This window comes from Iodobacter fluviatilis (genome assembly GCF_900451195.1).
GTDB classification, from domain to species: Bacteria; Pseudomonadota; Gammaproteobacteria; order Burkholderiales; family Chitinibacteraceae; genus Iodobacter; species Iodobacter fluviatilis.
In genome coordinates this window covers 2095030-2117430 of sequence record NZ_UGHR01000001.1, presented here as the reverse complement: position 1 = coordinate 2117430, position 22401 = coordinate 2095030, and the positions used below count along the sequence as shown (strand labels likewise).

Annotated in this window: 24 protein-coding genes; 4 read left to right on the top strand and 20 right to left on the bottom strand. The window is 49.2% G+C overall.

Going from position 1 to position 22401, the window contains the following annotated elements:
- Window positions 1-15 precede the first annotated feature (15 nt).
- The 16 genes from DYD62_RS09700 to ndk all read right to left on the bottom strand — a co-directional run bounded on the left by DYD62_RS09700 (window position 16) and on the right by ndk (window position 15983).
- The gene (locus DYD62_RS09700; protein WP_115227156.1) at window positions 16-1311 is read right to left on the bottom strand and encodes an adenylosuccinate synthase; all 1296 of its coding nucleotides are present in this window, start codon (window positions 1309-1311) and stop codon (window positions 16-18) included.
- Window positions 1312-1413: 102 nt separating this feature from the next.
- Window positions 1414-2574, bottom strand: coding sequence for an ATP phosphoribosyltransferase regulatory subunit (locus tag DYD62_RS09695; RefSeq protein ID WP_115227155.1), 1161 nt, complete (start codon window positions 2572-2574; stop codon window positions 1414-1416).
- A gap of 89 nt (window positions 2575-2663) precedes the next feature.
- The gene (locus DYD62_RS09690) at window positions 2664-2849 is read right to left on the bottom strand and encodes a DUF2065 domain-containing protein (RefSeq protein ID WP_115227154.1); all 186 of its coding nucleotides are present in this window, start codon (window positions 2847-2849) and stop codon (window positions 2664-2666) included.
- Entirely contained in the window at window positions 2846-3715 is an 870-nt protein-coding gene (gene hflC / locus DYD62_RS09685) for a protease modulator HflC (protein ID WP_115227153.1), read from the bottom strand. The genes DYD62_RS09690 and hflC overlap by 4 nt, the downstream gene beginning before the upstream one ends.
- 12 nt (window positions 3716-3727) lie before the next feature.
- Window positions 3728-4891: an FtsH protease activity modulator HflK gene (hflK, locus tag DYD62_RS09680; protein WP_115227152.1), complete on the bottom strand. Its 1164-nt coding sequence runs from the start codon at window positions 4889-4891 to the stop codon at window positions 3728-3730.
- Entirely contained in the window at window positions 4878-6002 is a 1125-nt protein-coding gene (gene hflX / locus DYD62_RS09675) for a GTPase HflX (protein WP_115227151.1), read from the bottom strand. The genes hflK and hflX overlap by 14 nt, the downstream gene beginning before the upstream one ends.
- 135 nt (window positions 6003-6137) lie before the next feature.
- Window positions 6138-6407: an RNA chaperone Hfq gene (gene hfq, locus DYD62_RS09670; RefSeq protein ID WP_115227150.1), complete on the bottom strand. Its 270-nt coding sequence runs from the start codon at window positions 6405-6407 to the stop codon at window positions 6138-6140.
- Window positions 6408-6661: 254 nt separating this feature from the next.
- Entirely contained in the window at window positions 6662-8056 is a 1395-nt protein-coding gene (der, locus tag DYD62_RS09665; RefSeq protein WP_115227149.1) for a ribosome biogenesis GTPase Der, read from the bottom strand.
- Window positions 8057-9187 carry an outer membrane protein assembly factor BamB gene (gene bamB / locus DYD62_RS09660; protein WP_115227148.1) on the bottom strand — a complete coding sequence of 377 codons (1131 nt, stop codon included), beginning with the start codon at window positions 9185-9187 and terminating at the stop codon, window positions 8057-8059. It lies immediately after the preceding gene.
- Window positions 9187-9819, bottom strand: a complete 633-nt coding sequence (locus DYD62_RS09655; RefSeq protein ID WP_115227147.1) for a YfgM family protein — start codon at window positions 9817-9819, stop codon at window positions 9187-9189. The genes bamB and DYD62_RS09655 overlap by 1 nt, the downstream gene beginning before the upstream one ends.
- Window positions 9820-9822: 3 nt before the next feature.
- Window positions 9823-11103, bottom strand: coding sequence for a histidine--tRNA ligase (gene hisS / locus DYD62_RS09650; RefSeq protein WP_115227146.1), 1281 nt, complete (start codon window positions 11101-11103; stop codon window positions 9823-9825).
- A 215-nt stretch (window positions 11104-11318) separates the two neighbouring features.
- Window positions 11319-12596 carry a flavodoxin-dependent (E)-4-hydroxy-3-methylbut-2-enyl-diphosphate synthase gene (ispG, locus tag DYD62_RS09645; protein WP_115227145.1) on the bottom strand — a complete coding sequence of 426 codons (1278 nt, stop codon included), beginning with the start codon at window positions 12594-12596 and terminating at the stop codon, window positions 11319-11321.
- A 23-nt stretch (window positions 12597-12619) separates the two neighbouring features.
- Window positions 12620-13507, bottom strand: a complete 888-nt coding sequence (locus tag DYD62_RS09640; protein WP_115227144.1) for a RodZ domain-containing protein — start codon at window positions 13505-13507, stop codon at window positions 12620-12622.
- A 13-nt stretch (window positions 13508-13520) separates the two neighbouring features.
- Window positions 13521-14258 carry a type IV pilus biogenesis/stability protein PilW gene (pilW, locus tag DYD62_RS09635; RefSeq protein WP_115227143.1) on the bottom strand — a complete coding sequence of 246 codons (738 nt, stop codon included), beginning with the start codon at window positions 14256-14258 and terminating at the stop codon, window positions 13521-13523.
- A complete protein-coding gene (gene rlmN, locus DYD62_RS09630) occupies window positions 14258-15415 on the bottom strand; it encodes a dual-specificity RNA methyltransferase RlmN (protein ID WP_099396947.1) in 1158 nt (385 codons plus the stop codon). Before rlmN ends, pilW begins: the two co-directional genes overlap by 1 nt.
- Before the next feature lie 142 nt (window positions 15416-15557).
- Window positions 15558-15983, bottom strand: coding sequence for a nucleoside-diphosphate kinase (gene ndk, locus DYD62_RS09625; protein ID WP_099396948.1), 426 nt, complete (start codon window positions 15981-15983; stop codon window positions 15558-15560).
- A gap of 360 nt (window positions 15984-16343) precedes the next feature.
- Between ndk and DYD62_RS09620 the strand changes: the two genes are divergently transcribed.
- Window positions 16344-17084 carry an SPOR domain-containing protein gene (locus DYD62_RS09620; protein ID WP_115227142.1) on the top strand — a complete coding sequence of 247 codons (741 nt, stop codon included), beginning with the start codon at window positions 16344-16346 and terminating at the stop codon, window positions 17082-17084.
- On the opposite strand, the gene DYD62_RS09615 is transcribed toward DYD62_RS09620, so the two are convergent.
- Window positions 17044-17406: a GNAT family N-acetyltransferase gene (locus DYD62_RS09615; RefSeq protein ID WP_165928616.1), complete on the bottom strand. Its 363-nt coding sequence runs from the start codon at window positions 17404-17406 to the stop codon at window positions 17044-17046. The two genes, DYD62_RS09620 and DYD62_RS09615, sit on opposite strands and share 41 nt — an antisense overlap.
- Window positions 17407-17424: 18 nt before the next feature.
- The gene (locus DYD62_RS23605; protein WP_165928615.1) at window positions 17425-17580 is read right to left on the bottom strand and encodes a hypothetical protein; all 156 of its coding nucleotides are present in this window, start codon (window positions 17578-17580) and stop codon (window positions 17425-17427) included.
- A gap of 492 nt (window positions 17581-18072) precedes the next feature.
- Here DYD62_RS23605 and DYD62_RS09605 point away from each other — a divergent pair, with 492 nt between their 5' ends.
- The 3 genes from DYD62_RS09605 to DYD62_RS09595 are packed head-to-tail and all read left to right on the top strand — an operon-like array spanning window position 18073 to window position 20976.
- Entirely contained in the window at window positions 18073-19086 is a 1014-nt protein-coding gene (locus DYD62_RS09605) for a phospholipase C/P1 nuclease family protein (protein ID WP_115227139.1), read from the top strand.
- 53 nt (window positions 19087-19139) lie between these two features.
- On the top strand, window positions 19140-20450 hold the full coding sequence (locus tag DYD62_RS09600; RefSeq protein WP_115227138.1) for a peptidylprolyl isomerase: 1311 nt from the start codon (window positions 19140-19142) through the stop codon (window positions 20448-20450).
- A 1-nt stretch (window position 20451) separates the two neighbouring features.
- A complete protein-coding gene (locus tag DYD62_RS09595; RefSeq protein WP_115227137.1) occupies window positions 20452-20976 on the top strand; it encodes a hypothetical protein in 525 nt (174 codons plus the stop codon).
- 10 nt (window positions 20977-20986) lie between these two features.
- On the opposite strand, the gene DYD62_RS09590 is transcribed toward DYD62_RS09595, so the two are convergent.
- Both DYD62_RS09590 and DYD62_RS09585 read right to left on the bottom strand, forming a co-directional pair.
- Window positions 20987-21508, bottom strand: a complete 522-nt coding sequence (locus DYD62_RS09590) for a GNAT family N-acetyltransferase (RefSeq protein ID WP_115227136.1) — start codon at window positions 21506-21508, stop codon at window positions 20987-20989.
- Window positions 21509-21553: 45 nt separating this feature from the next.
- A complete protein-coding gene (locus tag DYD62_RS09585) occupies window positions 21554-22327 on the bottom strand; it encodes an SDR family NAD(P)-dependent oxidoreductase (RefSeq protein WP_115227135.1) in 774 nt (257 codons plus the stop codon).
- Window positions 22328-22401: the final 74 nt, after the last annotated feature.

Below are 22401 nucleotides of genomic sequence, written 5' to 3'. Positions count from 1 at the left end.
TGGAAACAAAAAGCATCAGCCGTTATAAGGATGGCGCAATACGATTGTTTCTGTACGATCCGGGCCAGTAGAAATGATATCCACTGGTGCACCACACACTTCTTCAATGCGCTTCAGATATGCACGGGCATTGGCTGGAAGATCTTCCAGTTTTTTAACCCCGAAAGTAGACTCAGACCAACCCGGCATTTGCTCATAAATGGGCTCACAACGTGCAATCTGCTCTGCGCCAACCGGCAAGATGTCGATCATTTCGCCATCCAGCTTGTAACCAGTACAAATACTGATCGTTTCAATGCTGTCCATCACATCCAGCTTGGTCACACACAAGCCAGACACGCCGTTAATCTGGATAGAGCGCTTTAATGCAGCCGCATCAAACCAGCCACAGCGACGCGCACGACCGGTCACTGAACCGAACTCATGACCGCGCGAAGCAAGGCCAGCGCCTACATCATCAAACAACTCTGTAGGGAATGGACCAGAACCTACACGCGTAGTGTAAGCCTTCACAATGCCCAATACGTATTGCAGCATTTGCGGCGCAACGCCCGCTCCCGCCGATGCAGCACCGGCGACGCAATTGCTGGAAGTCACATAGGGATATGTACCATGATCAATATCCAGCAATGTACCCTGTGCACCTTCAAACAACAGCGGCTGACCTGCTTTATTCATATCATAAAGCGTACGTGAAACGTCACCCAGCATAGGCTTAATACGTTCAGCATAAACCAGCGCTTCATCGTAAACCGTTTGGAAATCAACCTCTTCAGCCTTGAAGTAGTTCTTCAGGGCAAAGTTGTACCAATCCAAGTTTTCTTTCAGCTTGGCGGCAAAACGCTCAGGGTGGTACAGGTCTTGCAAACGGATTGAGCGACGGGCGATTTTATCTTCGTACGCAGGGCCAATACCACGACCCGTTGTACCAATCTTCATCTCGCCTTTAGCCGCTTCACGCGCCTGATCAATGGCAATGTGATATGGCAAAATCAACGGGCAAGCTTCTGAAATGCGCAAACGGCTTGCAACATCAATACCTGCAGCTTCTAGCTCATCAATTTCTTTCAGTAGCGCTTCAGGTGAAATCACCACGCCATTGCCGATAAAACAAGCCTTGCCTGCATGCAAGATACCCGACGGAATTAAACGCAGAACGGTTTTTTTACCGCCCACCCACAGTGTATGACCGGCATTGTGACCGCCCTGAAAACGAACCACGCCTTGTGCGTGATCGGTTAACCAGTCAACGATCTTACCCTTACCCTCGTCACCCCACTGGGTACCAATCACGACCACATTTCTGCTCATGCCAAACCTCACTATTAAAACCAACGTAACCAAAACACGCGATATCTGAGTACCACGTAATGCACTAAGCGGCGCACTCCTTCACAGAAGCGCCCCAGGAAATCAATCACTATTAGCAGCAGACAGCGGCAACACCTGCCACTGACCATCTGTCCATTTAAGCTCGCGATCAACACTCACTTCGGATGCATTTACACCCAAATCAACCATGACAATTTCACCCGCACTGCGCAACAAGCGAATTGCCGCAAGCAAGCCTACATCGTCTCCAGCCGGGGCCAACACACCAGAACGCAAAGACGGAAAAGGCAAAGAAGAAAACTCACGTAAATCCATACTAAACCCTGTAGCCGGGCGGGAGCGGCCAAACTTCTCACCCACACTATCATAGCGCCCGCCACGCGCTACCGCATTGGTAAATCCATGAGCGTAGGCAGCAAAAACAAGACCCGTATGATAATAGCAGCTGCGTAATTCTGCTAAATCGAAGTGCACCACAATACCGCGCAATTTCAATGCAGCAGTCAGTTGATCAAGACTATCAAGTGCTGAGCTGATACCTAGCAAGTCAGGAAGCTCAGCACGGGCACGAACCAGCACCTCACTACCACCATAAAAAGAAGGCAGCAGCAATAATGCCGCCTGTAATTGAGCAGCAATACCCGACGTTGTTTCACGAATGGTCGGCAAATCTTTTTGCTGCAGAGCAGCAAAAACTTCTGCACGACGATTTCCTGCAAGCCCTGCCTCATCCGCTAGGGCATGAAACAAACCTATATGCCCAATATCTAAGCGCGGCGACTGCAGGCCAGCCAGAGAAAGGCTTTCAAACATCAGCTCAATCGCCTCTACATCTGCAGCAACACTGGCACAACCGTAAATCTCAGCACCAATCTGACGCGGCTCACGCGTGGACAACACCCCTTCCGGCCGAGTATTCACCACTGAGCCTGCATAACAAAGCCTCGCCACGCCTTGGCGATTCAAAATATGAGCATCAATACGGGCGACCTGGGGCGTAATATCTGCACGCAAGCCCATCTGACGGCCTGTTAATTCATCCACAAGTTTGAATGTTTTTAAATCAAGGGCGCTGTCATCTTGTGTGAATAATGATTCCACATACTCAATGAGGGGAGGTGCAACCTGCTCGTAGCCATAACAAGCAAAGAGATCAAGCACTTTACGACGCAAAGCCTCTATTTGGCGCGCTTCGGAAGGTAAAACATCAGAAATATACTCAGGGAGAATCCAGTTGCGCATAGTCATTTGCTTTAAAAACAAAGCCCTTCAAACAAAGGCCCGCCTGTGCAAATTGCACAGTGCGGGCACACACTTCTTAAAGAGATAGTTTAGCGGGACAATAATGCCAGCACTAAACCTGCGAACAAACACCCCAAACCCATTAAACGAATTTTAAAGTCATCCAACTCTGCCATTTTCTGCATTGTACTACGCCATACAGCAGGAAACGCAAAAGGCATGATTCCTTCAAAAATGAGCATCAGTGCAAAGGCTGCAAGCAAGGAATCAATCACTTCGCTTTCGGGTTTTTCATATATTTAAAGAATTCTGAGCTAGGATCTACCACCATCACATCGCTCTTCTTCGCAAAACTTTGCTTATAAGCATCCATGCTCTTATAAAACGCATAGAACTCGGGATTACGGCCATAGGCTTCGCCATAAATAGCGGCCGCCTTTGCATCACCCTCACCCTTAATTTGCTGGGCTTTATTGTACGCATTTGCCAAAGTCACTTCGCGCTGACGATCTGCATCCGCCTTAATTTTTTCAGCTTCTGCGGAGCCTTCTGCACGCATCTGATTAGCAACCGCTTTACGTTCAGACTGCATGCGCTCGTAAACAGAATTAAGCGTGCTGTCTTCAAGCTCAACGCGCTTGATACGCACATCAATCACTTGCACACCAATCCGTCCGGCATCTGCATCGGCCACTTTACGCACGGTTTCCATGACTTCATCGCGCTTACCAGAAATCACATCCTGCACGGTACGCTTACCAAACTCATCGCGCAGCATATTGTTTACCGTATTGCGTAAGCGTTCAACGGCTTTACGCTGATCCACACCCACAGCTTTGTAATATTTCTCTACGTCGATGATTTTCCACTTGATAAAACTGTCTACTTTTACGTTCATTTTTTCGATGGTCTGAATACGCGCAGGCGTTTCTTCATCAATCGTTAAAATGCGCTTATCAAAGTAGCGAACTTCCTGAAGCAAAGGTACTTTAAAATTAATACCTGGATTTTTAATCACGCGCACAGCTTCAGAGAACTGAAACACCACGGCATACTGGCGCTGATCTACTGTAAAAAAAGAAGCAGAAAAAACAAATAAAGCCAAAAGTACCAAGGCTAAAGTAGAAAGAATTCGATTCATATTGCTCTCCCCTTAGCGGCCGTCGCGCAAAGTAGCGCGAACGTTACGATTAACAGCTGCTTCGGCAGCAGGCTCAGCCGCTTTTGCAGCTTCTGCAGCGGGTGCAGGTGCAGCCGCTGGTGAAGTCATTTGCATCAATTTATCCAAAGGCAGATAAAGCAAATTGCCATTCGATTTCTGATCGATCAACAACTTGGTTGTGTTCTGGAAAACCTGTTGCATCGTGTCAAAGTACATCCGGTCACGCGTCACTTGCGGTGCTTTTGCATATTCTGCAGCAACCTGTTTAAAGCGGGACGCATCCCCTTCAGCCTGGGATACAACACGGGAACGATAACCCTCTGACTCCTCTGAAAGACGTGCAGCCATACCACCCGCTTTCGGAATAACATCATTCGCGTAAGCCGTCCCTTCATTAATCAGACGTGCTTTATCCTGACGCGCTTTAACGGCGTCAGAGAAAGCGGCCTGAACCTGATCTGGCGGCTGTACATCCGAGATATTTACACGCGACACGGCCACGCCCACGCCGTAGCGATCAAGCAGGTTTTGCACGATTTCCTTGGTGTCTTCACCAATTTTGCCGCGCCCTTCGTTCAGCACGTAATCAACTTTATTCTTGCCCACAACCTCACGAATCGCCGTTTGTGCGATTTGCTTCACCAAATCCTTAGCATCGCGATCAGTTGTGCGATTAAAAAACACAAAATCATGCGCTGATTTAAGGTTGTATTGCACTTCCAGGCGCACTTCGAGGATATTCTGATCCCCGGTCAGCATCATGGATTCGTCACCCGCACGGCCTTCGCCACCAGAGCTGCCTACTTCCAGACTGCGAATTTCAGTCATGTTCACGATTTCACGTGATTCTACTGGCCACGGCAAATGCCAATGCAAACCGGGTTTTTCAACCGTTTCAACATAGCGGCCAAAGCGCATAATGACGGCATTTTCGCGCTCATCAACAACATAGAAACCAGATGCTGCCCACAACACAGCCACTGCGACTGCAACCACCACAGCAGCACCAGTGCCGCCCCGGCTGTTTCCTCCAGCAGGAGGCGCACCATCACCACCTAAAAGGCGGGATATTTTGCCAGTGATATTACGAATAATTTCATCCAGATCAGGCGGGCCATTCCGGCGACCACCCCATTGCGGGTCATTTTGACTCATTAGTTAACTCAGCTGTTTTTAGTGGATGGCTTAAAGCCTCAAGCAGCGCGGCGCGAAGTGCATCGAGCCCTGTCCCTTGGGTAGCACTCAAACGCACAGCGCAAATTCTACCATACTCGTCGTGATCAACACTCGGAGGCATGTCGCGCAGATCAATCTTATTATTGACCATCAATTGTGGAATACGTTCCGCACCAATCTCACTTAATACTTTATTCACCTCAATAATTTGCATATCGCGCAATGGATGATTGATATCCACCACATGCAAAAGTAAATCGGCCTGAATCGTTTCTTCTAAAGTAGCATGAAATGCGGCAACTAAAGTGTGGGGCAATTGGCGAATAAAACCAACCGTATCCGACAATACAATCGAATGTTCCGGATCAAGAAACAGCTTTCTGGATGTTGTATCTAAAGTTGCAAACAATTGATCCGCAACATAAATCTTTGATTTAGTTAATGCATTAAATAAGGACGATTTACCAGCATTGGTATAGCCCACAATTGCAACACTAAACTGCCTGTTGCGCTCACGCGAACGGCGCTGTGTCGCCCGCTGCTTTTGCACTGTAGCCAGCTGATCCTTCAGCCGTTTAACACGTCCGCCCAATAAGCGGCGATCCGTTTCAAGCTGCGATTCACCCGGACCCCGCATACCGATCCCGCCTTTTTGCCTTTCAAGGTGAGTCCAGCCGCGAATCAAGCGTGTAGAAATATGCGACAGTTGCGCTAATTCCACCTGCAATTTGCCTTCTGCAGTTCGTGCACGCTGCGCGAAAATATCTAAAATCAGCGTCGTTCGATCCACAACCCGGCACTGTAAAACCTTTTCTAAATTGCGCTCTTGCGATGGTGAAAGCTGATGATTAAAAATAACCAGCTCCGCCTCATGAACCCGTACTACTTCAGCAATTTCCTGCACCTTGCCTGTACCCGCAAAATAGGCACGATCGGGACGGCTGCGCTTACCCTCAACCGTTGCAAGAATTTGGGCCCCTGCACTTTCTACCAGCTGAACAAACTCTTCCACACCATCCTGATAATCCACCTCACCAAAATCAAGGCAAACCAAGACGGCTCTGTCTCCACCCTTATGGCGCTCAAACATGCATGACCTTTTAATCAACAAATACCGTGCAAAGCTGTTTTAGCCCAACACAAAAAACCCCGAAAGACCCAGTCCATCGGGGTTTTTAAACCGTACTGCTTTTACTGAAACCATTTCAATGAAATCAACAATTCCTCAGGCATCAAGCACAACATCAGTCACAGGAGGCAACTGGCCTGCGTGCTCATGCGGAATAGATACCGGACGTGAAGGCACTACAGTCGAAATTGCGTGCTTATAAACCATCTGCGTCACATTATTACGCAGCAAAACAACGTACTGGTCAAAAGACTCAATTTGCCCCTGCAACTTAATCCCGTTTACAAGATAAATGTAAACAGGCACATGCTCTTTACGCAGTACATTCAAGAATGGGTCTTGCAACATTTGCCCCTTGGTGCTCATTATATTTTTCTCCAAATTCTTGTTATATCTTGATAGAGACAGATGGGTCTTACGCTTGTCAGTCCATTGAAAAGCAAAATCAGCACCGAGGCTATAGTAAAAAATGCTAAAAAACAGGCTTTTTCATAGTAAAACACTGTTGTTTCAATATTTTTTCCCAGTCTTAGCGCATTACTTTGCATTTCGACGGACTGTTATAGTACAAAACGCATTCTATGCCAAGCGTGAAAATTCCGAAATACTTTCAAGCTTTATCAGCGTTTACCGTATTTTTTTGGTTTCGCACCTTTCAAGTGAACCATAGGCATTGCCTTGCCCCCACTCACTTGCTTTTTGTGCTCAAACGGATTGACGTTCTTTTTAAACTGAACCCGCAAAGGTGTGCCTTGCAAATTGAACATCTTCATAAAGTGATGTTCAAGATAGCGCCAATACGAGTCAGGCACTTTTTCTAGCGCATTGCCGTGAACAATCACCACAGGTGGATTAGTGCCACCTTGGTGGCAATAACGCATTTTAGGGCGAATTTTACCTGCAATAGGCGGCTGCTGACGCTCAAGCGCAATTTCCAGACCACGAATCAGCTTAGGCGTAGGGATTTTAATCATCGCTGCAGCATAGGCTTGGTCGATAGAGCCAAATAATTCGCCCACGCCCTGACCTTGCAATGCAGAAATATAATGGAATTTTGCAAACTCCAAGAAACCCAACTTCCGGCTAATTTCGCGCTTAATCATATCTTTCTGGAATTGATCAGCAGATTCCCACTTATTAATGGCAACAACCAATGCGCGGCCTGTTTCAAGCACAAAGCTGGCAATACGTGCATCTTGATCTGATACTTCTTGTGTGGCATCCAGCACCAGCACGGCCACATTTGCATCTTCTACTGCCTGCATGGTTTTAATGACCGAGAATTTCTCGATCACATCGGTCACCTTGCCGCGCTTGCGTACACCGGCTGTATCAATAATCGTGTAATTACGGTCATTACGATCAAACTCAATATAAATTGAATCACGCGTCGTGCCCGGCTGATCAAACGCAATCACCCGCTCTTCACCCAAAATAGCATTTACCAATGTAGATTTACCTACATTCGGGCGGCCAATAACGGCAAACTTAGGGTGATCCGCGTCTTCTTCTTCTTCAGGCTCTGGGAAGTCTTCCAGAATCTCATTAAAGAGCAAACGCACACCCTCACCATGCGACGCAGAAATCGCTACGGGATGACCTAAACCCAGCTCAAAGAAGTCCGCGCATACAACCGAGGCATTCATCCCTTCAACTTTGTTTACCGCAACCCAAACAGGGCAAGTCGACTGACGCAAACGATTAGCAATAATTTTATCTTGCGGAGTAATCCCATTACGGCCGTCCACAATAAAAACGATGCAATCGGCTTCATCAACGGCCTGCAAAGTTTGCCTTGCCATTTCAAACATAATGCCTTCATCGACAACGGGCTCAAAACCACCCGTATCAACCACCAAGTAAGGCTTCTCGCCGACCAGACCGTGTCCGTAGTGACGGTCACGCGTCAGGCCGGGAATATCGTGAACAAGAGCGTCGCGCGATTTGGTCAGTCGGTTAAAGAGCGTGGATTTACCGACGTTGGGACGACCAACCAGCGCAATTGTAGGTTTCATTTATTTACTTAAGCCTATTGAAAAAACATTGCCGGATAGCGTTTGCACCAGCAAATGCTCTCCAACCACTAAAGGACTCACCGCGATGCGCGCACCATCTGTAGCCTGCTGCGCGGCAAAGCTGCCGTCTTCTGTATTTAAAAAGTGGGTGTAGCCTGCAAAATCAGCCACAACCAGATACTTACCCAATACTGCCGGTGCAGTCACTGAGCGGGCGGCAAGTTTGTCCTGACGCCAGACACTGCGGCCACTTTCACGCTCGAAAGCGTTCACATTTCCCGCTGCATCTACCGCATAAACATAGCGATAATCCATCGCCAAACCTGACCAGCTCGATAATTCACGCGTCCAGGCAGCACTACCGCTCACTGCATCGAAACACGCAACACGTCCCTGATAAGCAACAGCACACACTAAACGCCCATCAACAACAGGCGGAGCCACCACATCGGTAACCCGTTCAAGCTCAGTGGCACCGTGCGGAATAGCGACAGGACTATCCCACAACACACGGCCGTCTTGCAGTGATATAGCCACCAAGCGCCCGCCTGATAAACCAGCATAAACCACATTGCCAGAAATAGTGACGGCAGCATAATTACGCAAAATCAAGGCAGGTAATTGTTTTTGATATTGCCACAGTTGCTTTCCATCAGCGGCAGCATATGCGCTTACCCGGCCATCGCCGGTTTTAACCACAACAATTCCTTTGGCAACAGCAGGCGGGGCCATGATTTCACTCGATGCCTGAGCACGCCAGAGAAACTTGCCGCCGCGATCATACGCTAAGACCACGCCCTTTACCGAGCCAACAGCAATAACATCATTCCCCAGCCCCACTCCACCCGCAATCGCCTGCTCAGTTTTGATTTGCCAGCGGCTATTGCCACTGGTGGCATCAAGCGCCTGCAGCTTATCAGGAGAGCCCGCTACAACAATCAAATCACCATCCACCGCAGGCACAAAACGAAACAATGTTTTATCGCCAACCGAAGCACGCCACTGGCTGGAAACAGACAGGCTTTGTGAAATCACCGGCAAGGGCGATGGTTCCGGCGCATTGCTGACCGTACTGCAAGCCGATAAGCCCAATAAAGAAACAGCAACAACTAAGCGATAAAGATCTTGCATTAAGAATTCCCCAGGGCTTCCAGTTTCACTTCCACAAACTTCACGTTAGGTGCTTCTTTTGGCAATTTAGCCACGGCTTGCTTATATGATTCACGGGCAGCGGCCTTATCACCCTTAATCAGCAATACATCGCCTTTCGCTTCAAAAAACAAACCTGCAAAACTTGTTTCTTCGTTTGCCTTCAGCGTGGCCAGTGCATCATCAAACTTTTTCTGATCCAGCTGCACTGCGGCAAGACGTAAACGGGCCACGTCACGCAAGCCAGCCTCTTTGGCATTCGTAATCACCCACTGCAACTGGGCCACAGCAGCAGGCACATCATTGGCCTCGACACTGGATTTAGCTAAAAGTAAGGCCGCACGAGGGGCAAAAGCAGTGCCTGAATAGTCTTTCTTTAACTGCTCGGCCGCAGGCTTCATCTTCGCAAGATCTTTAGCCTGTGCCTGCTTATCCAGCTCTGCATAAATAACGCCTGCTTTAGCAGATTGCGAAGCCAGATAAGTATTCCAGCCCTTCCAGCCAGCATAGGCCACCAGAGCAGCCAGCAGGCCCAAAGAAATCAACTTACCCCAACTGTCCCACCACGCTTTGAATTCCGCAATTTGTTCTTGTTCTTGTAGATCGAAAGCCATGTTTTACTTCCCTTCGTGTGTATTGGAGATAATCATTGCAAGTTCAGCAAGGGCAACTGTACGTTGTTCGCCCGCGCCTTCACCATTAAGCGTTTTAAGATTTGCAGACTGTGTTTCTGCCTCTGTTTCACCAATAACCACAGCATACCGCGCCTGGCTGGCGTCGGCTTTTTTAAACTGAGATTTAAAGCTACCACCACCACAATGCAGAACCACTTTCAGCCCTGCAGTACGCAATTGCTGCGCGGCAGCAAAAGCCAAGCGCCCAGCCGCATCACCTAGATGAACGATATAAGCATCAGGCGCGGCAAGAGGCACAACCACCGCCTGCTCTTCAATCAGGAGTAGGATGCGCTCAATACCCAAACCAAAACCAACGGCAGGGCAAGGCTTACCACCCAACATTTCAACAAGGGTATCGTAACGACCACCGCCCGCGATTGTGCCTTGTGAGCCAAGATCGGTGGTGACCCATTCAAATACCGTACGGTTGTAGTAATCCAAACCACGCACCAGCCGAGGATTAACGCGATAGCTAATACCAGCCACATCAAGTAAAGCTTTCAAACCCTCAAAGTGCTGGCTTGATTCTTCACCCAAAAAGTCACTCAATTTTGGCGCATTTTCAGCCATTTCCTGCAAAGCAGGATTTTTTGTATCTAGGACACGCAGCGGATTTGCATAAAGACGGCGTTTACCATCCTCATCCAGAATATCAACAAACTGCTCCAGATAGCGGATCAGTGCTTCGCGATGCGCGGCACGCTCTTCTTTATCACCCAAAGAATTAATTTCTAGGCTGACATTTTTTAAGCCAAGGCGCTGCCAAAGATCGGCCAGCATCAGTACAATTTCAGCGTCCACATCAGGCGTAGCCATACCAAAAGCTTCAACACCAATCTGATGAAACTGGCGATAACGGCCTTTTTGCGGGCGTTCATGGCGATACATCGGACCCATATACCACAGACGCTGGGTTTGATTGTAAAGCAGACCATGCTCAATACATGCACGTACGCAACCTGCAGTCCCTTCAGGACGTAATGTCAGCTTCTCACCATTTAGCTTGTCTTCAAAGGAATACATTTCCTTTTCAACAATGTCTGTATGCTCACCCACGCCACGAACAAACAAATGGGTTGATTCAACAATCGGCATACGAATGTTTTTATAGCCATAAGCCGCCAGCCAGTCGCGCGTTACTTGTTCAAAATAAAGCCATACTGGTGACGCATCCGGCAGAACATCGTTCATGCCTCTGATACCTTGGATTTGATTAGACATTTATTTTTTCTTAATTATGGTTTACTTGAAATGTAAAATACATCACCTGACACGGGTCAAAACAAGGCTAGGCAATCCGACACGCCCGCCCGTTTATCGCTGAGCCCCTGATCCTATTTGGCTTTGACCTACAACTCATTCTTCTTTTAATTCTGGCTTACACAGCACAGAAAATCCTTTGCCTGCCCTATAAAACAGGCAGCAGCCACGCAGGCTTAAATCGCTTTCAGGGGAATAACTTTTGGGCGTAATTCCTGGCGCTTTGCACCGCCTTCGCCATAACGAGTCTGCACATAATCCAGCACAATAGACTGGAAAGACTCGCTGATCTGATCGCCCTTCAGCGTCACGGTTTTTTCACCATCCACATAAACAGGACACACAGGAATCTCGCCTGTACCTGGCAATGAAATCCCCACATCTGCCAGTTTGGATTCGCCCGGCCCATTCACCACACAGCCCATCACTGCCACAGTCATATCGGCCACACCAGGGTATTGCAATCGCCACACCGGCATTTGCTCACGCAGGAAAGACTGAATGCTGGAGGCCAATTCCTGAAACACGGTTGAAGAGGTGCGTCCACAGCCAGGGCACGCCGTCACAAGGGGTGTAAACGAGCGCAAACCCATGGTTTGCAAAATTTCCTGCGCCACAACAATTTCTGTACAGCGGTCACCACCTGGCTCTGGTGTCAGCGAAATACGAATTGTATCGCCAATCCCTTCCTGCAAAAGCACCGACAAGGCTGCAGTCGAAGCCACAATCCCTTTCGAACCCATGCCCGCCTCAGTCAGCCCCAGATGCAAAGGATAATCGCAACGGGCAGCTAAAGAACGGTAAACCGAAATCAAATCCTGCACATGCGATACCTTGCAGGACAATAAAATCTGATCCGGGCTCAGCCCCCAGCTGATGGCCTGATCCGCTGATTCCAGCGCCGATACAATTAAAGCCTCGCGCATCACCGCATCTGCAGGCAATGGCTTATCCAGCTTCGCATTGGCATCCATCAGCTTTACAACGACAGCTTGATCGAGAGACCCCCAATTCACCCCGATGCGAACCGGTTTTTTATATTTAACAGCCTGCTCAATCATAAACGCGTATTTTTCATCGCGCTTACTGCCCTTACCTACATTACCTGGGTTAATCCGGTATTTGGCCAGCGCCTGCGCACAATCTGGATAATCGCGAAGTAGCCGGTCACCATTAAAATGGAAATCCCCCACCAAAGGCACATCGCAACCCATAGCATCCAGACTTGCGCGAATGGTGGCCACTTGAGCCGCCGCCTCAGGGCTGTTAACCGTAATACGCACCAACTCTGAACCTGCTTTCCACAGCTCATAAACCTGCTGTGTTGTTGCTGCTGCGTCGGCAGTATCAGTGTTGGTCATGGATTGCACCACCACCGGATGATCACTGCCCACCCATACATTACCAACCTGAACTTGGCGTGTTTTACGGCGGGGGATTGAAATCGTTGTCATGGTCTGCTTCAGCTAAAAGGGTTTTATTTCAACTCGAAAGTCGCTACATCACCACGGGTATAAGTGGTTAAATCGACAATTTGATTGCGGAAAGTCAGTTTGGTGTGTGGTGCATTGCCGATTTTTAAACGATAAGGCGGAACACCCGACACGCTCCTAGACATGCCCGGCCTGAGCAGCTCGCTGACTAATTTAGCCCCGGTTGAATCTTGCACCTGCACCCAGGAATCCAACTGCACAGCAATTGTCAGCTCACCCGGCACAAGCGCCTGCACTGCGCTTGCTGGCGCTGCAACAGGCGCACTGGCAACTGGCTTAGCAATGGCCACGGCACTTGCAACACTGGCGGGTTCAGCCAATACAGCACTGGCCTGTAAACTGAGTACCTGGCTTGCTGACTGAGCGGCTACTTCACTTGCCTCATCCAGCACCACCACCTTGGGCAATGACGCCGTCGCCGAGGCAAGAAGCTCTGGCTGAACAGGCTGCTGCAAATACCAAACTACGCCCGCAGCACCAACCGCCACACCAATAGTCACCACTGCGCCCAGCAGAAAGGTATTCGCCTTAGCACCCGACCCCAGCAAAACAGAAGCGTCTTCGTTTACTCGGGGCAAAGCAGCTTGCTGTCTTTCCTGAGGTAGGCAGGTTTCTAAATGCGCCAGCAGCGGGGCCATAGGCAAATCAAGAAAGCGGGCGTAATTACGCACAAAACCACGGACAAAAGTATTGCCCGGCAATTCATCAAAACGCTCGCTTTCTATCGCTTCAATTTGGCGGGGAGTCAGTTTTAGCTGTGCCGATACTTTATCAAGTGAATAACCCAACTCAAGCCGGCGTGCCTTTAAAGCAGCACCGGCAGTATGGACAACACTCTGTGGCGCTGAAGAGGAATCAATTATTTCGGTCATACACGTCCGTTAATCAATCATAGGAACCGCTGGATAGGCGGGCCATTTCTTGCGAATCGGGGAATTTCTTGCGTAATTGCTCTGCCAGTTTATTTTCTAACTCTTTATTACCTGCCTGATGCTCAAGCTGAATACCCAGCCAGAGCAATTCTGCGCTGGCCGGGGCCAGCCTTTGCAGCTCAGAATAATATCGTTTCGCCAGCGCCAAATCTTTTGTGCGCATACCGTATTCAACCAATTTGGCTCTGGCCGCTAAATTGTCCGGGCGGATGCGTAATGCGCGTTCAAAATAAATGCGCGCATTGGCTTCATCACCACCTTTTAATGCACATTGCCCTGCGGACAATAAGGATTTATCCGGCGTGCTGTAAAGCGCATTTTTTTGAGTTGCTAAAAGAAACTGTATTCCCTCGGCATACTGCCCTTTCTGACACAAATACCAGCCATAATTATGATTAATATCCGCATCATTAGGCGATAACTGCACTGCACGGGCAAAAGACTGTCTTGCTGCTTCATCCTCACCCAATTCAGCATGAATCAGGGCCATGACATTATGAGCGGGCGCATAAGAAGCATTTACCGCAAGCGCTTTATTCACTTCATCAATCGCTACTGCGTACTGCCCCCGTTTTAAATACTCCGCACCCAATTGCGTTCGCAAAGAGGCTCTGTCTTCCTCACCTTCCGCAGCACCGGCAAAAGAAGTAATAAGCAGAGCGGCTGTCATTACGAACACAGGTAATTTCATCAGAGATCGCCATTTTGAGGGTGGAAAATAATGGCCTGGGCATCACCTGCCAGGCGTTTTTCAACGCGGCGAGTTTTATCTAATACCTGCCCGGCAAGCTGACCACAGGCTGCATCAATATCGTCACCCCGTGTTTTACGCACGGTGGCCACATAACCCGCGTTAATCAAAATATCACGAAACCGCATAATGGCATCCCGCTGCGAGCGCTTATAGCCCGAATTGGGGAATGGATTAAACGGAATCAAATTAAATTTACATGGCACATCACGCACCAATGCAACCAGCTCACGCGCGTTTTCTACGCTGTCATTAATACCATCAAGCATCACATATTCGAAGGTAATAAAATCACGCGGCGCTTTTTCCAAATAACGTGTACACGCTGCCAATAACTGGTTCAGCGGATACTTTTTATTGATCGGAACAATATCATCACGAATTCTATCATTAGGCGCGTGTAAGGACACCGCTAATGCGACCGGACAATCTTCACGCAGGCGATCCATCGCAGGCACAATACCCGAAGTTGAAAGCGTTACGCGGCGACGAGATAAACCGTAAGCATTGTCATCGAGCATCAACTTCATGGCAGCAACCACATTATCGTAATTCGCCAGTGGCTCGCCCATACCCATCATCACCACATTAGACACAATGCGGGTATCACCATTTCTGTTGTCTTCCAGACCTGCATCACCCAGGCGTGACGCATCCAGCGACATACGACGATTGGCCCACCACAGCTGACCAATAATTTCTGCAGTACTTAAATTACGATTAAATCCCTGACGGGCAGTAGAGCAAAAACTGCAATCTAAAGCACACCCCACCTGACTGGACACGCAAAGCGTACCGCGATCGTCTTCAGGAATAAACACCGCTTCAACACCATTACCAGTACCCACATCCAGCAGCCACTTGCGCGTGCCGTCTTTGGCAATTTGCTCGGCCATCAAAGCAGGCGGCGTAACGGCCGCATCTAAAGCCAGTTTTTGCCGGAACGATTTGGCGATATCGGTCATTGCATCAAAATCCGGCTCACCACGCTGATGAATCCATTTCATCAGCTGCTTGGCACGAAACGGCTTCTCGCCATATTGCGCCATCAGGCCGGCCAAACCGGCCGCATCATAGTCCAACAAATTAACTGACATTACTTTCTACCCAATATAAAAATCACTACCCAGCCACTACAGCTGCAAGATGTGCCAAGCAATTTACTTTGCAGCTTACTGCTCAGCACATTACTCACCAGCCAGCCACCAGACATAAATCATGCCTGGCAGGCTCAATTAATTAGCGGCTGTAAACTTCGGATGAGGCAAAGAAGTAAGCGATTTCGATCGCTGCATTTTCAGCAGAATCAGAGCCGTGTACTGCATTTGCATCGATAGAATCAGCGAAATCAGCACGGATTGTACCGGCCGCTGCTTCTTTAGGATTAGTTGCGCCCATCAGATCACGGTTTTTCAGGATCGCGCCTTCGCCTTCCAGAGCCTGAATCATGACAGGACCAGAGATCATAAAGTTCACGAGATCGTTAAAGAAAGGACGAGCAGCGTGTACAGCGTAGAAGCCTTCAGCTTCAGCGCGGGACAGTTGTTTCATCTTTGCAGCTACAACCTTCAGGCCTGCTGATTCAAAACGATCGTAAATCTTACCAATTACGTTTTTAGCAACTGCATCAGGTTTAACGATAGAAAGTGTGCGTTCGATAGCCATGTAATTCTCCAGAGGGTGGTTTTATAAGCAAAACATTTGCAGCGTATAAAAAACTCGGCTAGCCTGCTTGCAAATCATGCAAGCTATACCGGAAGTCAGATCCATTTTTTATACATAAATTCAATTGCCCGCAGGTAAAACAGTGTCTAGACAACCCTGCTTTACCCAGTAAAAATTGGATTAGCCGAACATTATAACAAATTCAGGCAAAACCGGCTGATGAACTATCCGCTTCCGTACAAGCAAGTTAAAACTTAAATACACGGGCAGAGGCAATATCAATAAAAAAACACGCCTGCCCTGCAGCAGCTGCACTGCGATTGAGTAAACACAAATAATAACTCCAAGTGAAATCGGCCAATGAACGACGTTCTCGACCCCATCCTTCAGCAAGAAGCCCAACGAAAATTAAAAGTCCAATTAGCATGGCGGCTCGGTATTGCCGCCACATTAATTGTGCTGGCTCTGTTTGGCATTAACTGGCTTGATCGTCAGAAAGACCTGCCTTTGCCTGCCCGCACGCCAGAGCCCATTGCTCAGCCCACAGCAGAACCCAAACCGGAAAAAATCGCGCTGCCAACACCAGTAGCCAGCGCAGCGGTGGAAGCCAGCAGCGCTTTAAGCATCAGCACACCCATTGCATCCAGCTCGGATTCCGGCGTAATTGCGGGGGCTACACATAAAAGCCCACCCACACCCAGCCCAGCCCCTAGCAACAAACCCACACTAAAGCTGGAACCTGTAACACCAGAGCCAGGCAGCAAACCCGCCCCTGTCATCCAAACCACCCCGCTTCCTGTTAAAGCACCCACACCTGATGCTGTGCCCCCCGCTACAGCAGAGCCTGCACAGCACACTGCGACACCACAAACCGCCTATCCTGCAGCACAGCACACGCGTGACGGCTATACCGTGCAAGCAGGCGTTTTCCTGCAAGCACAAAACGCGAACAAACTGCTCAGCCAGCTCAAAGCCGCCGACATTCCAGCCTATACCGAAACCCGAGTGCAAATTGGCCCGTTCAAAGATAAAGCCAGCGCAGATGCTGCGGCCGCAAAACTTAAACGACTGGGCATCGAGCCCATTGTGCGGGGCAATTAGCACACGCTTCATTTATAGCCGGATACTGTGGCGAGCCACTGCACCAGTGGCTCGCCATCTTCATCAACCCGGCAAGCTCCCCGCTCAAAACCCAGCTTTTCACCACGCAAACCGAGGCGATATTTTCCGGATTAATTTGCGCCAGTACCTCGTCCGCCTCCCCGCTTAAAAATGCAAAGCGTAACAGCGCTGCCACCGACGCCGTTGCAAAGCCCTGTCCCTGATACGCAGCCAGCACAGCGTAGCCCATTTCCACCCGTCTATGCTGCGGTGCCTGCTTGAAACCACAACCTCCCACGGCAAGTAGATCACCAGGGCGCAATATATAAAACGGCCTAGCCTAGGCGGCTGCCACACCCGCCTGCAGCATCTGAGCAGCACGCTCAGCCACAAAATCAGGCACAGGAACCGCAGTTTCAAACCCTAGCATGCCCGGGCTTTGGTTCCTGGCAGTCTGCAGATCCGCATCAGTCAGCGGCATCAGTTGCAATGTCATTCACTCCTCTCTTTTTATTTATATTGCATAAATTATTTTGCAAGCCTGGGGTAAGCCCTCAGTTCAATACACATTGCGCCCTTCTACACTGATGTTTGGGTCTGTTGACGTTTCATTCACAATTGCGCTGAGCCGGAAAACGGCCAGGCACAAGGCATGCGACGAAGGCAATAACTGGTTATTTCCGAGGAGCATAACGCAGTGAATTGCCGTTTTCCGGCTCAGCCCTTCGGGTTTAGCCCATTTTTGGGGCTGCACTGCGTTAAAAATCGCTAATGGTACTCGTACCATGTCGCAATTTTCTCCTTGTTCAGCCCCAAAACTGGGCCAAACGCAGCCGTGAATGAAACGTCAACAGACCCTAACACCCAATTCATTTCGTCATAAATCTTACAAATAAACGCAATCATTGCTTGCTACGCTGCGCCACCGCTTCAGACCCGCCCCCACCCACCACCATGACGTCCGCTTGAGTCAGTTACGGAGCAAAAGATGAAATTTGTTTTAACCGCATTCGCCCTCGCCTGCTGTTTATCCGCCCCTGCTCAAGCCTGGGATCAAACCACCCACAAGCGCATCGTCCTTGATGCGATGGCCTTTATTAAAAATAACCCCGGCAGCAATCAATATCAAAAACTAGCCACGGGCATCAGCAAGGCAGGCTTTACTTGGGAGCAGTTTGCCGACACAGTGGGCCAGGGCGCTTACGATGTGGATGACTTTGCGGACACTTATCTCTGTGGCGCCACTACCGGCAGCTGTCAGATCTCACCGGTCTACAGCACATTAAAAATCGCGCAATACACCTCTTACTGGCACTTTCAAAACCACACCTCTGGCCCCGATGTACACGGCAATCAATTTGGCGGCTACAACTACGCCAAGCTGACTGTGGCAGGTGATATCGACAAGCTGGCTAAAACCTGGTTAATTGGGGATTACCTCGACGATGGCGCAGGTGGCCTGAAAGGCTGGTTTGGTGACAGCTCTAAATACAATAGCTACGGGCTGACTGAAGCGCACTACCGCCTGGGTGGCAATTCATCGGCCAATATGTACGCCGACTTTGAAACCATGCCCTTTCAGCCCATCGACAACTTGGGCCAATATTGGTGGCAACAATTTCTAGCCAAACCCAGCGCGCAAACACTGGGCTTTGTCATGCATACCACCGATTTGCTGCAGCCCCACCATACTTGGACCACCTCGGCCAACAACCATTCTGGCTGGGAAACTTGGGTTAAAGATTATTACGACTCCGAACAACTAAATAACCCAGCTCTAATCACCGCCGCCTTAAAAGACTTTAGCCCACTTAAAGCCACCGATACCGATATCCGCACGCTGCTTACAGAAGGCGGCACTTACTCGTATAAAAACGGCGGCATTGTTTTATCGTCTACCGATCATGGCGACCGCGTTCGTGTTGCCAAGCAAATGATTCCGCATGCCATTGCCATGGTGGTGCATCTCTTAAACCGATCAGCAGAACGCCTCGCTCAGTAATTTAATACCAGGCAACACGGCCCCGGCCGTGTTGCGCACCATGGATATTCTCTATGTTTAAACATATCGTCTGGCTGATACTGGCGTTGATCAGCAGCAGCCTCCATGCGCAAATCAGCCACCCGCCCAGCCGCATTGCAGCAAAACTGAACGGCGAGGCGCTGTTTCAATTCAGCCTGAATAATATGCAACAGCTGAGCAGCAATTCCCCGCTTAGCGCGGCAGATCAGCTAAGCCAAATGCTGCGCCAGCGTTTACTGGCCGCCGAAGCACGCCGTCTGTATTCGACCGAAGCCCTTCACCCCGCCAGCCGCATTGCCTTTGCCCGCGACACCGCCATCGAAGACAGACTGGCCTCCTCATTACGCGCCCTCTACGGCAAAGAAATTGAACAAGCAGTCAAAACCCTACCCGGCAGCTCACTCAAAAGCCTGTATATCGAAGAAAACACCCTAACTGCAGCACAACAGCAAGCCGTCTTTGGCCCCAAGCAGCAAATCAATCTGGAATACGCCTTAAATTCTGAGCAAATCAAACAAGCCAAAGAAATCACACTATTGCGCTATCAGCTCACCACTCAAGACAGCCTCACCCTATACGATATTTACCACCGGCAAAATGTACAGGGCCGGATCGAGCTATACGCCAAGAATCAAGAACATTTAAATCAGCAAATTCAAATTGCCTTTGCCAATTTATTTACAATTGACTGGGCAAATAAAAAATTTGGCTCAGAAGCCGTCAATGATTACCGCCGCAGCTTAAAAGACCAAGAAGACACCGAAGCGCTGATGAAAATTTACGGTATAGGGGATCAGCACGATCGCAGTGATCACCTGGAACAGCTGGCTAAAAAAACCAACCCTGCTGAAATAGCCGATTATTATCGCAAGCATAAAAATGAATTCAAGCGCATCGCCAAAGTGAAAGCCCGGCATATCCGCGTGAATAATGAAGCACTGGCCAAAACACTGATTCTGCAATTAAAACTGGGCGAAGATTTTGCAACCATCGCCCGGCAACACTCAATTGCCAGCGATGCAGACAAAGGAGGAGATTTAGGCTGGATTACGCATCAGGGCGCATTAAACTGGGTTGAGCAAATTGCCTTCAGCCAGACCGAATTATCCCAAGCCTTTCGCGCGCCCGTGGGACCGAATGAAAAAGCCACATGGGAAATCATTAAAGTAGAGCAACGCGTTGAAGATTATCAGGCTGCAGATTCAGAATCGGTGCGCTATGCCGCCAGCGCACAAATTGCACTGCAAAAATCCAGAGCGCAATTTAAGCGCCTGATGAATCAGCAATGGCAAAATGCAAAAATTGAAGTCAACCCATCCATAGGCAAAATCAGGCTGAATTAAAATGAAATATCTTATCTTTACAGCCAGCCTGATTGCCGTTTTTTTCTGGCTGCAAAACAAGGATGAAAGCGATAAACCAGCCACAGTCATCACCTCAGCCAGGGTAAACGCTTCGGCAGCATCTGAAAGTAAAAAACACTGGCTAGCCCGTTTTTACCCGGAAGCGGGCACCGCCCAGGCCGCAGAAACGCCCGCCGCTGAAAGCATGGCAGAGGCCCGTATCAACGGTGAATCTCGCACCCCGCCCATCATCAGGCAAGCGCAAAACATCGCAGCGACGTCTGCAGAGCTGACCGATCACGCCGCCTACCAGCAATATGAAGCACGGCAAAATATGCAGGAGCTGATGGCCTTCAGCAAGGCCGTGCCTGCACAGGTCGCGCAGCTACAAGAAGATATTCGAAAAGGCAAAGCCCTAGGTATCGCACCCGAGCTTATCGCCCAGCAGGAAAGAAAAGTGGCCGAGCTGCAAGCCATGCGCCAGCAATTGTTAACGGCGCACCCTGAAATCAATACTGGCCAATAAGCCGCTTATTTTAGTTTAACTGCGCCAACCTGCCCGGCACATAAAGCACCAGATGCGCCTCATGAATAAATACCCCATCCACCAGCATGGCGTTTTTCTCTAGGCCGTACTGCTCAAACCCCATAGATTCATACAGTGATTTTGCATTGTCATTTGCTGTATTCACACTCAGGGTGATTTGCACAATCGAGGGGTCTGAATAAGCATCATCGAGCAGCGTTAATAATAAACGCCGGGCAATGCCTTTTTGCCTTTGAGAGGCTTGGGTATAAACGCCAAATATATTTGCTTTATGCTTTAATTTTGCTGCGCTATTTCGCCTTAATCCGGCAATTGCAATTAAATCATCCTCTATAAAAACACCATAAACGGCATCTTGCGGATCACTCAGCAGCTGCGCAAAGCTTTCAACACTTCGGGCGCGCACTTCTTCTGCATTGGGCATAAATGAAGTAGGGGATTCCTGCACTGCATCTAGGCGAATTGCCTTAAGGGCAGCAGCGTCAGTGGGAATCAATTTTCTAATTAGCATGGCCAATCCTTATGAAGCGGCAGAAGCAAGAAAACAGAAAATGGGTTAAAGCGTTCTGGTTTGCCCGCCATCCACATCCAGCACACTGCCCTGACAGTAATCAGAAAGTGGCGAGGCTAAAAAAGCCACTGCGGCGGCAATTTCTTCAGGCCTGCCAAATCGTGCCACCCCTAATTTTTGAGCCATCGCCAAAGCAGCTTCTTCATGGCTGATGTTTTTTTCAAGCGCTGTGTTTTTGATTCTAAGTTGCAATCGATCCGTGGCAATTGAGCCGGGATTAATGGCATTCACTTTTACGCCTTCAACAATGCCTTTATCAGCGAGCACCTTGCTTAAATTAAGTAGGCCCGCATTCACCGCTCCGCCAATTGCAAATTCGGCACTGCCAGTGCGGCCACCTACGCCAACAATATTAACAATTGCGCCTTGATGCCTTCTTAAATGAGGCCATGCGGCTTTTGAACAGCGCACCGTGCTAAAAAACTTTAAAGCAAAACCATCCTGCCAATCGGCCTCGCTTAATTGCAAAAAATCACCACGTTTGGTGGCACCGGCGTTATTAACCAATAAATGAAGCGCCCCGAATTGCTCAATGGCAAAATCAATTAAAGCCTGAGGGGTGGCTTCATTACGTAAATCTGCGGGGAAAATAAGTGCTTCAGAAACACAGGAATCCGCCAGCTCTTGTAATAATTGCGCCGATCTGGCGGCCAGAACCAGCTTTACTCCCTCTTGAGACAGGCGCTCGGCGATGGCACGGCCAATTCCACGGCTTGCTCCGGTAACAATGGCTACTTTGCCGGCTAGTTTTAGATCCATAAACGCCTCTGTGCATTCCCCTTAGATGCACTCATTATTTCACACAAAGTAAGCTTTTTCATAGCCCCGACAGG